Raw genomic sequence first — 13,740 nt, forward strand, 5'->3', positions numbered from 1 at the left:
GGGCACTGACAACTCCCGCAACAAGAAGCAATAATCCTATCCAAAATATGTTTCTTATCTGTATATACATATAATATTTTATTGCAGGGTTACAGTTTCAGTCGTTTGCTCTACAACCGAGTTATCTTCCAATGTAAGGATTACTTTAAAGCGATGAGGTCCGGAAACTGCAGGTGGCTCCATCAGGAAAAATACTACTCCGTTTGTAAAAGAAACACTGTTGAGAGAAACTCCACTTCTAGTAACATAGGGATAGTAAGACTGAATATAATCAACAGGCGATATATATCTTTTTCGCTACCTACTGATTTAAATCCTGTATAAAATTTAAACCTGCCGGTTACATCAGCACCTGCAGGTAGTTCATCAAATTTCTCCAGGTCTTCTATTTTTATCGACTTAATTTTTTGCACAGGCATCGTTTCGTAGTTATCGCAACTACACCCCGGCTGATAAGCCCGGGCATCACTAATAAAAAAGGAAGGGAATGTGCAGGATGAGGTTGGTGAGCCGCTAATAAGGCATAAAAAGTCTATCCGCATAGCATAAGCATCCTTATCTATAATATTACTGGCTGAAAGCGTGGTATCAACACCAGCATTATCTAAATGTTGTATATGGAGCTCCTTAAAACGATAGAATACCTGGGTTTTTACTTCATCGCATTTGCAGCAGGAACAACGTGTACCTACTGCTACGGTAAAACATAATACCGTAAGGATGGCAGCTCTTAAAGTAATCATAGGCCTGTATTAATTTGGTTTATTATGTATAAACGATTAAAACTAATACTTCGCAACAGGTTTTTATAAAAGTGGGAAACATCACCAAAATATTTAGTTTTAATTACTAATTATTTTAGTATTTCACTATCTTTGTATTAATGATGGATAATGGATACAAATGTGCTACATACATTACAGCAGGAAATTCTTTCTCTGCAGGGTTACAAGCCCCCTCCTGTCCAGGCCCGCTCCTCAATAGGATTAGGGCCAATTGAGTCGGCCTTTCCTTACAAAGTTTTCCCTACCCGGGTTATACATGAGTTAAGCAGTTATACTGAAAACGAGGCGGCAGCCACCAATGGGTTCATCGCTGCTTTGCTGGGTAATTTACTCCATCAGTCTAAAAGTGCATCTGGATTTCGCAAGAGCAACAGATTTATCCCCCGGCTCTTAAGAGCTTTGGCATTGAACCGGAGCAGATCATTTTTGTGGAAGCACGGAAATCAAAAGATCTGCTTTGGATCATTGAAGAATCTTTAAAATGTGAAACCCTGGTGGCTGTGGTGGGTGCTATCGATCACATGGGTTTTACTGAGTCCAGGCGGTTACAGCTGGCAGTAGAACAAAGCCATGTTACGGGTTTTATTCACCGGGTATCACCCAGGCAACAGGAAACGGTGGCTTGTGCAGCACGTTGGCGTATTCAACCTTTACCAAGTATAGCAGAAGACAATTTGCCGGGAGTAGGATTTCCCCAATGGAATGTAGAGCTGATTAAAGTACGTAATGGTCAAACCGGGCAATGGCAGTTACAATGGAAATCAGGCCAGTTCTGCCTCCTGGAAAAACAGCGCCCCGCTCTACCATCTTACCGGCAACTACAAACGGGATAATATGGAAAAGCGCTATGCCGCTATATGGTTTCCCTGTCTGCTGGCTAATCGTAAAGTGCGGCAAGACCCTGCATTGGCACATACCGACTTTGTGATAGCAGCGCCGGCACATGGAAAAATGGTAGTGAAAGCCATATCACCCGGAGCCAGGGCCAAAGGCATTAGAACGGATATGGTGGTGGCAGATTGCAAAACAATTTTACCTGAACTGGAGGTTTTTAAATGGGAAGAAAACTCAGCACATCAACTACTGAAAACACTAGGAGAATGGTGTATCCGGTTCAGTCCGGTAGTGGCCATTGATTTGCCGGATGGATTGCTCATTGAAACGACAGGATGCACTCATTTATGGGGAGGAGAAGAGGCATACCTGCAGGATATTGTACAAAAATTTTCCAGGATGGGTTACCAGGTAAGAGTTGCCATTGCCGGTACAATTGGAACGGCGTGGGGCATTGCCCGGCATAGTACCTCAACCTTTATCGTACCTCCACAGCAGGAAAAAATGGCCCTGCAGTCTTTGCCATCAGCAGCATTGAGACTGGAAGAGCGGTGTTGGAAAAACTTTCCAAACTAGGCATGCAACGTATTGATACATTTATCAACATACCTGGGTCAGCGCTTCGCAGGCGTTTTGGTAAACCTTTTTACAAAGACTTCACCAGGCATTGGGTTTAGCTCCAGAATTTATAGCTCCCCTGCAACCCACCACTCCTTACTTCCTGCACCTGCCTTGCCTGGAACCGGTGCGAACGGCCAAAGCCATCGAAATAGCACTTCAGCAATTACTGGAAGATATCTGTCAGCGGTTGAAAAAAGAAGAAATGGGTATCCGTGCCTGTATATTCACTACTCACCGCGTAGACGGCCAACAACAGCAGCTAAAAATTGGCACCGGTCGTCCTTCGGTAAATGTAGCGCACCTGACGAAATTGTTTGAACATAAGCTGCCTACGATTGAACCGGGTTTAGGCATTGAAGTGTTTACCCTGGAAGTGACCCAGCTAATGCCCCTGGCTCCTTCACAAGACGCTTTATGGCACACTACTGTAATGCAGGATGATTTGAAACTCTCAGAATTACTCGACCGGATCGCAGATCGCATAGGACAGCAAAATATTAAAAGATACCTGCCTGATGAACATTACTGGCCCGAGCGATCGGTGCGTTTAGCAGTATCGCCACAGGACAGCAGCAATGCACAATGGCCTGCGGGATTACGTCCCCTGCACTTATTGGCAAAACCTGTATTGATCGAAGTAATGGTGTTGCTGCCCGACTACCCACCCAAGTCTTTCCGCTACCAGGGGCAATTGCATAAAGTGATCAAAGCCGATGGACCAGAACGTATTGAGCAGGAATGGTGGTTGCAGCAGGGGCATTACCGGGACTACTACTGTATAGAGAACGAGACAGGCGCGCGTTACTGGATCTTCCGTTTAGGACATTACGACCATCATCAACCGGAATGGTTTATTCATGGCTTTTTTGCCTGAGCTATTAAAACAACAATCATGTTATTGTATACAGACCTGCAGGTGACCAGTAATTTCAGTTTTTTAAGAGGTGCGTCACACCCTGAAGAGCTGGTACAGGCAGCAGCATCTTTGGGACATCCCTGTGTTGCCATCACTGACCACAATACTTTAGCAGGAGTAGTAAGGGCCCATGTAGCAGCAAAAAAGTGGGCATTCGGTTGATTATTGGCTGCCACCTGGTTTTGCAGGATGGTCCTGACCTGCTCGCCTATCCTACCGACAAAGAAGCCTATGCGCGGCTTTCTACTATGCTATCCGAAGGTAACCTGAGAACAGAGAAAGGGCAATGCTTACTGTATAAAAAAGATGTTTATAAATACTGCAAAGGATTAAAATTTATAGCAATCCCTCCTTATACACTTGACGAGCATTTTGATTTTGACACCAGCTTCAAAAATGCGCTCCGGGAATATAGTCAATACCTCGGCAGCGACCTGTATTTAGCGATGATACGATCTTACCAGGCTAATGATGATAAAAAGTTTTACCGCCTGACGCAATTATCCAAAGAGTATAAAGTGCCGCTGGTAGCCACCAATGATGTATACTATCATAACCGGGAACGAAGAGAGCTGCAGGATCTGTTGACCTGTACCCGCGAAAAATGTACCATACACAATGCAGGGTATCGTCTATGGCAAAATGCAGAGCGGCATTTAAAAACACCCAAAGAAATGTATCGCCTGTTCCGGCACTACCCTGATGCATTAGCCCGGATACAGGAAATTACTGATGCCTGCCAATTCTCCTTGAGCAGTCTTAAATATGTGTATCCTGAAGAGATCACTACCGGTGGGCGTAGTCCCCAGGAAGAGCTGGAAATGCTGGCCTGGCAGGGCGCCAGGGAAAAGTTCAACAATGATATTCCGGATAAGGTGAAGGACAGCCTGGATTTCGAACTGGAATTCATGAAGCGGAAAAACTATGCCTCCTATTTTTTAACGGTATATGATTTTGTTCGCTTTGCAAGAAGCAAGGATATTTTATGCCAGGGACGCGGCTCTGCTGCGAACTCGGTAGTTTGTTATTGCCTGGGTATTACTTCGGTAGATCCCAAGGAGTTTGACCTGCTCTTTGCCCGGTTTATGTCGGATGCCAGGGATGAGCCGCCGGATATTGATGTAGACTTTGAGCACGAGCGCCGGGAAGAAGTAATCCAGTACATCTATACGAAATACGGGCGGAACCGCGCAGGTATTGTAGCAACGGTAACCGAAGTGCATCATAAGGGCGCTGTGCGTGATGTGGCCAAAGCCATGGGCCTTTCGGCTGATGCGGTAGACCGTTTAGCCAAATCGATGTGGGAACTGACTGCTGAATGGAGACAAGGGACTGCTCTTTCTTCAGAAGGTTTTAACCCTGCCGATCAGCACCTGCAAAAAATACTGGCACTAACAGAACAGTATGTAGGTTTTCCCCGGCAGCTGGGCCAACATACCGGCGGCTTTGTTATTACGCAAGGCAACCTGGCAGAGCTTTGTCCTATACTGAATGCGCGTATGGAAAACCGCACCTGTATTGAATGGAATAAGGACGATATTGAAGCACTGGGCTTTTTAAAGGTAGATGTGCTGGCCCTGGGGATGCTTACCTGTATACGCAAAGCTTTTGACCTGGCCAAAGATCATCATGGTGAACAATTCACACTGGCCAACATTCCACCTGACGATAAGCCCGTTTATGAAATGATCAGCAATGCCGATACGATTGGTGTATTCCAGATCGAAAGCCGGGCGCAAATGAGCATGTTGCCGCGGCTACGTCCGGAAAAATTCTATGACCTCGTAATAGAAGTAGCCATTGTAAGACCAGGTCCTATACAGGGCAATATGGTACATCCTTATTTAAAAAGAAGGCAAAATCCCAAATTGGTTGAATATCCTTCGGAAGCATTAAAAGGTATACTTGAAAGAACCCTGGGCGTTCCCTTATTTCAGGAGCAGGCTATGGAGATCGCTATAGTAGCTGCAGGGTTTACACCAGCACAAGCAGATGGTCTAAGACGCAGTATGGCTACTTTTAAAGCCAAAGGAAAAGTAAGCGATTATGAAAAGATGCTGATTGAAGGAATGCTAAAGAAAGATTATAGCGAAGACTTTGCCCGTCGCATATTCCGGCAGCTGGAAGGATTTGGAAGTTATGGATTTCCTGAAAGCCACGCGGTAAGTTTTGCTTTACTGGTATATGTTTCTTATCTTAAATGGTATTATCCGGATGTATTTGCCTGCGCACTATTGAATAGTTTACCGATGGGATTTTATCAACCTGCCCAGCTGGTGATCGATGCGCAAAAGCATGGTGTTACGGTAAAACCTGTGGATATCAATCATTCTGACTGGGATCATACCCTGGAGGAAAAACAAGGCAAGTTCTGTGTATTACGCCTGGGATTCAGGCTGGTAAAAGGTTTGAACCCTGAAGAGATGCAGCTCCTCATCAACACCCGGAAACCTGGTGCTGTCACAAGCATTATTTCATTAAAAGATGCCGGCATCGGTGTACCTGCATTAGAAAGACTGGCTGATGCAGATGCCTTCAGAAGCCTGGGCCTGGACAGAAGACAGGCCCTATGGGAAGTGTCTTCTTTAAGTGATAGTGCTACCGGTATGTTCAAAGGACAAGCATCAGCCGCCCCTCATGAGCATGCAGTACAGCTCCCCTGATGGCCTTACCCGAACATGTTATGCAGGACTATAGTGTTACCGGTCTTTCGGTAAAGGCGCACCCCGTAAGTTTTTACGTAATAAGTTAAGCTCCCTGCATATTGTAAGCGCCAGCAACCTGAATAGCATGGAAAATGGATCAGCGGTACAGGTAGCCGGACTGGTATTGGTAAGACAAAGACCCGGCACGGCCAGCGGCATTTGCTTTATCACTATTGAAGATGAAACCGGTACCGCCAACCTGGTGGTTTTTCAACAGGTGTTTGACCAGTTCAGGAAAGAGATCCTGCGATCAAAGCTGCTGATGGTATCGGGCACCGTACAAAGAGAAGGCCAGGTGATACATGTAGTAGCCGGTAGCTTTTATAATTTGTCGGGTTTATTTACTAACCTGGTGCTGCCGCGGTTGGAGGGAAGAAATCTGCTGGGGCCTTATGGTCACGAACCAGACAAAATAGCTACAGACACTCAGGCTGCATCCAAAGTGTTTCATGATGGCAGAAATTTCAAGTAAGAATAAGGGATCATGATGATTAATTATATAGGTTTAGGGTAATTTTAATATTTTGAAAAAGCTGAAACTCATTAATAGCCGGACTGTTTTTGTAAGTACTGTAATTATCATCCCGGTGCTCACACTTATTGTTTATTTGGCAGGGTTGCAAAGTCATCGGTCTCTTTATCTGAACTCGTTAATCTCCACCACTATTCTTTCATTAACATTTTTTATTTTTATTACTGTCGGCTTATATAACGGTTGGAAACTAAAAGATAGCTATGGTAATTTCATGAAAAAGCTCTCCCGATGGAAAAACCTGACTCACCCAACCTGGAGATCCCGGACCTGGAGATAGATAGCATTGAACCAGTTGGTTGTATCCTGTCATTCTTAATATGGCTGATACTTGCAGTTTTTGGTTCTGTCATACTTTGGGCTATAGGCGCTATGGTATGGGCAATCGTTCTTGTAATTGCCGGAATGCTTTACTGGATTCTATTCCGCGCCTACCGGTTAATATTCCTGAATTCACCCCGATGTAAAAACAACCTCACTAAGAGTATGGGCATTGCATTAATTTATACTACCCTGTACAATTGCTGGATCTACGCCATCATTTTTGGCGCTCATTATTTACGATCTGGGTCTATCTAAGACCGATAGATTTTTGTTTCTTTAAGGTAGTTTATAAAACCACTCCCCATTCCGCTGCATGGTAGCCGGTTCGTGGAACCGTATTACCAATAACATGTGGCTTTAATGGCGCAGATGCGTTAGTACCTCTTACCACATAAAACAGTCTTAAAAAATGCTCCGGTGCCGATGAAAAACGCACTTTGATCAATTCTTCGATCACTGGTCGCTCCTGCGGATAAATATGGTAATAATCATGGTTGGTTAATAACGGGATCCAGTAATCAATAAAGTCTTTGATCTCGTTGGCTTTGAAATGGTAAGCCGCCATATTACCCTTAAAAAAATCTCAAGACTATCGCGGGCTATGGTATAGCCGGTTTTATATTGCCACTCATCCGGTTGCTCACTTTCATAAAACAAATAATCATACTGATTATTGATTTTTCCTTCAGGGGTTACGGTTACATTCCATCCTGATCTGTAAGTAGGAATAGATGCCACTACGTTGCCGCCTTTGGGAAAATCCAGCGCCACACTTATATTAAGGGTTTGTTTAGGATAGATATAAATATTGGGTTTATAAACTACTATGCAATCTTTACATTTCTTAGGATCATCATCAGGCTTTTTACGGCACCCGGCAAAGTCGATCATCAATGCAGTAAGCAACAAGCAAGCAATCCAGTAAGATTTCATCTGCGTTATTTTTAGTTTATTCTGATTAAACGGAGCCACAAACCAAAACGCAACATAAACCTGATAATTAATAAAATCAATTAACTATCGCCTGAAGGGCCGGTCTACACTCGGTGTAAACATGATACCGGCAGAAGCCGTTATATCTACCGAACTCCTTTTATAACTATAGGCATCATCAATGAACTGCTCTCCTGTAAATTGGTTGGTTCTCTGCAGCCGGTACTCAAAATTAGTGGCAATATGTGATAGCTTCAAATTAAGAACTGCTGTAAAGCGCTTATTAAGCCGGTAACCTGTTAAAACACCGGCGGTACTGATGAAAGCAGTGTGCGTATCAGGATCATTTATTTTCCGGTTCCAAAGCAATTCAGCCGTGTAGTTTACATTACTGTTTTTCTCTTTGAGGTGTTTTACATCTTCCATGGCCCGAAACTTTGTTACACCCGCCCCTAATGATGCAAAAAACGCCACCGACCCTTTTCTACACGATAAGCACCACCGAATACGTAGCGGTCATCGGCATTGCTTACGCTGGATCTTCCTCCACTGTTATCAAAATAATAGCCATCTTCATACCGGGCAAATCTCAGCAGATCACTCCTCGACCGGTTCTTAGGCCTGGAAGGCGCAAATGCCATATTAAAAAATACGCCCCATTTATTTTTAATAAAATAGTAATGGGTTACGTCGATAACAATGTCATTATTCTTTAAGCTAAGCATATCATCTAAGAGCTCACCCCTAAAATACTTTTTTAAAGGCGTACGGTAACCTGCGCCTGCATACACAAATACCTTTCCTTTAAAATCGAAAAGATTCTGCCCTGATACGAGAAGGCTACTATACAAAAACAGAAACAGAACAGTTATAGTTTTCATGGGCTATTATTGCAGCGTTATAATTGAAGTAGTTTGCTCTATTTGTAAACCCGATTTTAAAAGTACAGTACACTTAAACCGGTGTATTCCCGACGTAGCCGGAGGCTGCATCAACATAAAAACCGCACTGGTTTGCAGTAATGTCATTGGATCGAAAGCACTCGAATAATAGACGTTAGGATAGAATAAATTGTGTTCAGAGCTATTAAGCAATTCCTCTATTTTTATATAAGTGCCTCCATAATTTTTATAAAATCGAAACCTGGAAGTTACATCCGAACCGGCAGGCATAGCCGTATCAAAATGCTCCAGATCGATGATTGAAATAGAAAGGATGCTATCAGTAGGAATATATTTCCCTGAGCCCGGGCAGCGGCATCCCATAGCATTCGCACTGCTGATAAACAGGTCAAGGTTTCTGCAGGGTTGATGAACCATTTGAGCGCCAATAGACGAAAACAGGTTCATTTTGATAGCATAAGCATTCCTGTTCACAGTGCCACTTATCGCTTGAACGGTATCTTTTCCCGAATTATCAAGACTAACCAGCTCCATTTTCTCGAAAGTAGATGTATATTTTACATCTATCTCATCGCATTTGCAACAGGAACACCTGGTACCTACAACAACAATAAAACACAATACAACGAGTATGGCGGCTCTCAATGTAATCATAAGCATATTTTGATAAGCCCAAATTATTGAGCCTTATCTATATAACGCTACAAACAACATTAACGCAACACTCGTATTGCCCCACTTGTACCCGATCAAATCACTGGTTGAAGCCTGGCCGTAAAATGCCGGAGCAAAGGAGCTTCCTCTGTAATCTGCAAGCCTCTGATAGATTGCCTGCGCTGAAACACTTCTATCACTACTTCAGCTACATAATCAATATGACTCTGGGTATACACTCTTCTCGGGATCGCCAGTCGTACCAGCTCCATGGCCGCCGGAATAAGCTCGCCCGATTCATCATATTTACCAAACATTAAGGAGCCGATCTCTACCGACCGGATGCCACCCGCCAGGTACAGTTCGCAAACCAGTGCCTGCCCGGGATATTGTGATACCGGTATATGCGGTAGAAAAGCTTTGCTATCGATGTAAATAGCATGCCCGCCGGCAGGGCGCATTACCGGAACACCTGCTGCATGCAGCTTTTCACTCAGGTACTCTATACTACGGATACGATATTGCAGGTAGGGTTCTTGCATCACTTCTTTCAATCCGATAGCAATAGCCTCCAGGTCTCTTCCTGCAAGACCGCCATAGGTCGGGAATCCCTCTGTAATAATTAAAAGATTACGGCATTCCCGCGCCAGCTCTTCATTATGCAGCGACAGGAAACCGCCAATATTAGCAAATGCATCTTTCTTGGCACTCATAGTAGCTCCATCCGCATAGGAAAACATTTCTTTGGCAATGTCTTCTATGCTGGCATTTTGATAGCCATCCTCCCTTAATTTAATGAAATAAGCATTTTCTGCAAACCGGCAGGCATCGATATAAAAAGGTATCTGATGGGCGGTACATATAGCTTTTACTGCTTTGATATTTTGCATACTTACCGGCTGCCCGCCCCCGAGTTATTGGTAATGGTAAGGATAACCGCCGGTATATTCTCAGCACCTTTCTCAGTGATGAACTGCTCCAAAGCCACTGTATCCAAATTACCCTTAAATGGCGCGGGTATAGCCGGGTGCTTGCCTTCTTCGCACAATAAATCTACACCGGTTGCACCACTAAATTCTATATTAGCCCTCGTAGTGTCAAATAAAGTGTTGCTTACAAAAAACTTTCCTTTACCGCCCAGTATACTAAACAGTATTTTTTCAGAAGCACGTCCCTGGTGTGTAGGAATAATAAATGGCATACTTGTTATGGAGTTTACCACAGTTTCAAAATGGAAGAAGCTGCTGCTTCCTGCATAAGATTCATCGCCCTGCATGATGCCGGCCCACTGATGGCTACTCATCGCACTGGTGCCACTATCCGTAAGCAGGTCGATTAAAACATGCTCGGCATTCACTAAAAAAGGATTGTAAAATGCCTGCTCCAGGATTGTTCTTCTTTCTTCCGGAGTAGTTACAAATATGGGTTCTACCGACTTAATGCGAAAAGGCTCTATAATTGTTTTCATGATTGTTTTTTATATAAATAAGACGAATATGCCGGGATGCCGTCAGGAAATTTGACGTATAGACAACAGTATCCATGACTACTGAATAGCCAGGGAGATAAAAAAGTAACAGGAAATAAAACTTAAGAAGGGCGGCGGATAATATTGTTCCACAAGCCATTGCACTTAATGGCTGCTGACTGATACCTGGATGGATATTCCGTTTTAACGAACATAGCACAAAAATAGGGATTTCCCCTCCCAATACAACAGCGGCAACTAGTTTTTACACAAGCTTTCAACCAAACAGGTACAACTATTGACAGGGATGTTCAATTCACCTATTTTTGTCGCCCATGTCTAAGGCGAAAAAGAATATTGAAGAAACCCCGATGATGCAGCAGCATAAGGCTATTAAACAAAAATATCCTGATGCCATATTACTATTTCGGGTAGGCGATTTTTACGAAACTTTTGGGCAGGACGCAGTGATCGCTTCGCAGGTTTTGGGTATCACCCTAACCAAAAGAAATAACGGCGCCGCAGCTTCTTTAGACCTGGCGGGGTTCCCACATCATGCATTAGACACTTACCTGCATAAACTGGTGAAAGCCGGTTACCGGGTTGCCATCTGCGATCAGCTGGAAGACCCCAAACAAGCAAAAGGCCTGGTAAAAAGGGGCGTAACTGAAATGATCACGCCTGGTACTGCCATTAACGATAAACTGCTCGAATATAAAAGCAATAACTTTTTGGCAGGCATACACTTTGTAGATGATAACCAGTTTGGCCTGGCATTTCTGGATCTGTCAACCGGTGAATTTTTGATAGCCGAAGGCGACAGGGAATATGCTGATAAATTATTACAAAGCTTTTCCCCTTCGGAAGTGGTTTTCCAACGCCATCAACAAAAGAAATTCAAAGAGTTTTTTGGTGGCAAAATGTATGTGTATACGCTGGACGAGTGGATCTTTGACGAGAATTACGCACAGGATATTTTACTAAAGCATTTCCAGACCCACTCTCTTAAAGGTTTTGGCATTGAAGAGCAGAAAAAAGGCTTAACAGCCGCCGGGGCCATCATACATTATTTAAGAGATACCGAGCACCCCAACCTGCAACATATTACTTCGTTGCAAAGCATTCAACGCAACGATTTTTTATGGATGGATCGCTTTACCATTCGTAACCTGGAACTGATATATGGTAATAATGAAGGCGATCACACTTTATTAAAAGTGCTCGACAATACGGCTTCCCCGATGGGCGCCCGGATGTTGAAAAGATGGCTTTTATTTCCGTTGATCGATATGAACAAGATCAACGAGCGGCTGGAACTGGTGGAGACCCTGATCAAGGATACGGATCTGAGGAATGAACTGGTACAGGCTATAAAACAATGTGGAGATATAGAAAGACTGGTAGCCAAAATACCTACTAAAAAAATTAATCCACGGGAAGTATTGCAACTGGCCAAAGGATTACAGCAGGTTACACTGGTAAAAGAACTATGTACCGCCCATAGCAATGATTATTTACAGCGCATTGGTGCGGCATTGGATCCATGTCCGGAGATAGCAGAAAAGATCTTTAAAGAAATTACCGACAACCCTCCGGCCACTGCAGTTAAAGGAGGATTTATTAATAATAGCATTCAACCTGAGCTGGATGAGCTACGTGAAATTTCGCAAAGCGGGAAAGCGTACCTGGCTAAAATGCAGGCTGCGGAAGCAGAGAATACAGGCATCACTTCTTTAAAGATCGGGTTTAATAATGTATTTGGCTATTACCTGGAGGTAACCAATAGCCATAAGAACAGGGTGCCCGAAAACTGGATCCGAAAACAAACCCTGGCCAATGCCGAAAGATATATTACCCCTGAACTAAAAGAATACGAAGAGAAAATAACCGGTGCCGAAGAAAAAATACTGGCGATCGAACTACGGTTATACGACGAGCTGCTGAACGAACTATTTAAGTACCTGCAGCCTGTTCAAACCAATGGTAATTTACTGGCGGTAATTGACTGCCTGGCGTGCTTTGCGCATAATGCCATACACTACCAGTACCGCAAGCCGGAATTGCATGAAGGAGATGACTGGTTGCTCAAAGAAGCACGTCACCCGGTAATTGAACGCCGCCTGCCGGCAGGTGAAAGCTATATTCACAACGATACCGAACTGAATAAAAAAGATCAGCAGATCATTATCCTTACCGGGCCTAACATGAGTGGTAAGTCGGCCTTGTTAAGGCAAACCGCATTGATTACTTTAATGGCGCATATCGGCAGTTTTGTTCCAGCTACGGAAGCTAAAATATCGCTAACCGACAAGATATTTACCCGCGTTGGCGCATCAGATAATTTAAGCGGCGGCGAAAGTACCTTTATGGTGGAGATGAATGAAACGGCAGCCATCATTAATAATATAACACCACGAAGCTTGATCCTGCTGGATGAAATTGGCCGTGGTACTTCTACTTATGATGGTATCTCTATTGCCTGGAGCATTGTAGAGCACCTGCATCAGTCACCCCATCAACCTAAAACATTATTTGCCACTCACTATCATGAGCTGAATGAGCTGGAAGAGAAATTTCCCCGTATCAAAAACTATCATATCACCAATAAAGAAGTAGGCAATAAGATCATCTTCCTTCGAAAACTGGCAAGAGGCGGCAGTACACATAGCTTTGGTATCCACGTAGCAAAAATGGCAGGTATGCCTGCTTCGTTAATACAAAGGGCTAATGAGATTCTAACACAGCTGGAAAGCCAGCATGTTGACGAAGGACCAGTGGAAAGCCCGGAAGAGAGCATATCCACCAATCCTAAACCGGTGACAGCCGATCTTTCAAATAAAGTAAAACACCTAAATGACCCTAATTTCCAGCTATCTATTTTTGACGCACATAGCCAGACTTTTGACGAGATCCGCCAGTTATTAACCGATATAGATATTAACCGGCTGACGCCTGTAGAAGCCTTGTTGAAATTACAGGAGATTAAGGGGAAGCTGCATTAAAAGTTTAAAATTTAAAGTTTAAGGCTTAATGTTAATTTCCCAACCTTAAACTTTACACCTTGAA

Annotated in this window: 15 protein-coding genes and 1 pseudogene; 9 read left to right on the top strand and 7 right to left on the bottom strand. The window is 43.7% G+C overall.

The window, feature by feature from the left end; translation table 11 throughout:
* Nucleotides 1-194: 194 nt before the first annotated feature.
* Nucleotides 195-743, bottom strand: a complete 549-nt coding sequence (locus tag MKP07_RS33200) for a DUF5034 domain-containing protein (RefSeq protein ID WP_240852349.1) — start codon at nt 741-743, stop codon at nt 195-197.
* A 150-nt stretch (nt 744-893) separates the two neighbouring features.
* Here MKP07_RS33200 and MKP07_RS33205 point away from each other — a divergent pair, with 150 nt between their 5' ends.
* The 8 genes from MKP07_RS33205 to MKP07_RS33240 all read left to right on the top strand — a co-directional run bounded on the left by MKP07_RS33205 (nt 894) and on the right by MKP07_RS33240 (nt 6,972).
* Nucleotides 894-1,265 (top strand): hypothetical protein, encoded by a 372-nt coding sequence (locus tag MKP07_RS33205; RefSeq protein ID WP_240852350.1) that lies wholly within the window; start codon nt 894-896, stop codon nt 1,263-1,265.
* Nucleotides 1,214-1,618: an ImuA family protein gene (locus tag MKP07_RS33210; protein ID WP_240852351.1), complete on the top strand. Its 405-nt coding sequence runs from the start codon at nt 1,214-1,216 to the stop codon at nt 1,616-1,618. Before MKP07_RS33205 ends, MKP07_RS33210 begins: the two co-directional genes overlap by 52 nt.
* Nucleotide 1,619: 1 nt before the next feature.
* Entirely contained in the window at nt 1,620-2,195 is a 576-nt protein-coding gene (locus MKP07_RS33215; RefSeq protein ID WP_240852352.1) for a Y-family DNA polymerase, read from the top strand.
* A gap of 91 nt (nt 2,196-2,286) precedes the next feature.
* Nucleotides 2,287-3,114 (top strand): hypothetical protein, encoded by an 828-nt coding sequence (locus MKP07_RS33220; RefSeq protein WP_240852353.1) that lies wholly within the window; start codon nt 2,287-2,289, stop codon nt 3,112-3,114.
* Between the two features lie 18 nt (nt 3,115-3,132).
* On the top strand, nt 3,133-3,318 hold the full coding sequence (locus MKP07_RS33225; protein ID WP_240852354.1) for a PHP domain-containing protein: 186 nt from the start codon (nt 3,133-3,135) through the stop codon (nt 3,316-3,318).
* Entirely contained in the window at nt 3,315-5,819 is a 2,505-nt protein-coding gene (locus MKP07_RS33230; protein WP_240852355.1) for an error-prone DNA polymerase, read from the top strand. The genes MKP07_RS33225 and MKP07_RS33230 overlap by 4 nt, the downstream gene beginning before the upstream one ends.
* Before the next feature lie 127 nt (nt 5,820-5,946).
* Entirely contained in the window at nt 5,947-6,333 is a 387-nt protein-coding gene (locus MKP07_RS33235) for an OB-fold nucleic acid binding domain-containing protein (protein ID WP_240852356.1), read from the top strand.
* 291 nt (nt 6,334-6,624) lie between these two features.
* Nucleotides 6,625-6,972, top strand: a complete 348-nt coding sequence (locus MKP07_RS33240) for a hypothetical protein (protein WP_240852357.1) — start codon at nt 6,625-6,627, stop codon at nt 6,970-6,972.
* A gap of 31 nt (nt 6,973-7,003) precedes the next feature.
* Here the strand turns inward: MKP07_RS33240 and MKP07_RS33245 are convergent, their stop codons facing one another.
* The 6 genes and pseudogenes from MKP07_RS33245 to MKP07_RS43325 form a co-directional block, all read right to left on the bottom strand.
* Nucleotides 7,004-7,282 carry a hypothetical protein gene (locus MKP07_RS33245; protein WP_240852358.1) on the bottom strand — a complete coding sequence of 93 codons (279 nt, stop codon included), beginning with the start codon at nt 7,280-7,282 and terminating at the stop codon, nt 7,004-7,006.
* Nucleotides 7,216-7,650, bottom strand: coding sequence for a hypothetical protein (locus MKP07_RS33250; RefSeq protein WP_240852359.1), 435 nt, complete (start codon nt 7,648-7,650; stop codon nt 7,216-7,218). Before MKP07_RS33250 ends, MKP07_RS33245 begins: the two co-directional genes overlap by 67 nt.
* Before the next feature lie 84 nt (nt 7,651-7,734).
* Nucleotides 7,735-8,124, bottom strand: coding sequence for a hypothetical protein (locus MKP07_RS33255; protein ID WP_240852360.1), 390 nt, complete (start codon nt 8,122-8,124; stop codon nt 7,735-7,737).
* The gene (locus MKP07_RS33260) at nt 8,103-8,531 is read right to left on the bottom strand and encodes a hypothetical protein (RefSeq protein ID WP_240852361.1); all 429 of its coding nucleotides are present in this window, start codon (nt 8,529-8,531) and stop codon (nt 8,103-8,105) included. The genes MKP07_RS33255 and MKP07_RS33260 overlap by 22 nt, the downstream gene beginning before the upstream one ends.
* A gap of 6 nt (nt 8,532-8,537) precedes the next feature.
* A complete protein-coding gene (locus MKP07_RS33265) occupies nt 8,538-9,206 on the bottom strand; it encodes a DUF5034 domain-containing protein (RefSeq protein WP_240852362.1) in 669 nt (222 codons plus the stop codon).
* Nucleotides 9,207-9,301: 95 nt separating this feature from the next.
* Nucleotides 9,302-10,674, bottom strand: a pseudogene (locus MKP07_RS43325) (tryptophanase).
* Nucleotides 10,675-11,009: 335 nt separating this feature from the next.
* Between MKP07_RS43325 and mutS the strand changes: the two are divergent.
* Complete coding sequence (gene mutS, locus MKP07_RS33280) at nt 11,010-13,676, top strand: DNA mismatch repair protein MutS (RefSeq protein WP_240852365.1); 2,667 nt, start codon at nt 11,010-11,012, stop codon at nt 13,674-13,676.
* The last annotated feature ends 64 nt before the right edge of the window (nt 13,677-13,740 follow it).

Origin of the sequence: Paraniabella hibiscisoli, assembly GCF_022512515.1 — a bacterium.
In the GTDB taxonomy this organism is placed as follows: Bacteria; Bacteroidota; Bacteroidia; order Chitinophagales; family Chitinophagaceae; genus Niabella; species Niabella hibiscisoli.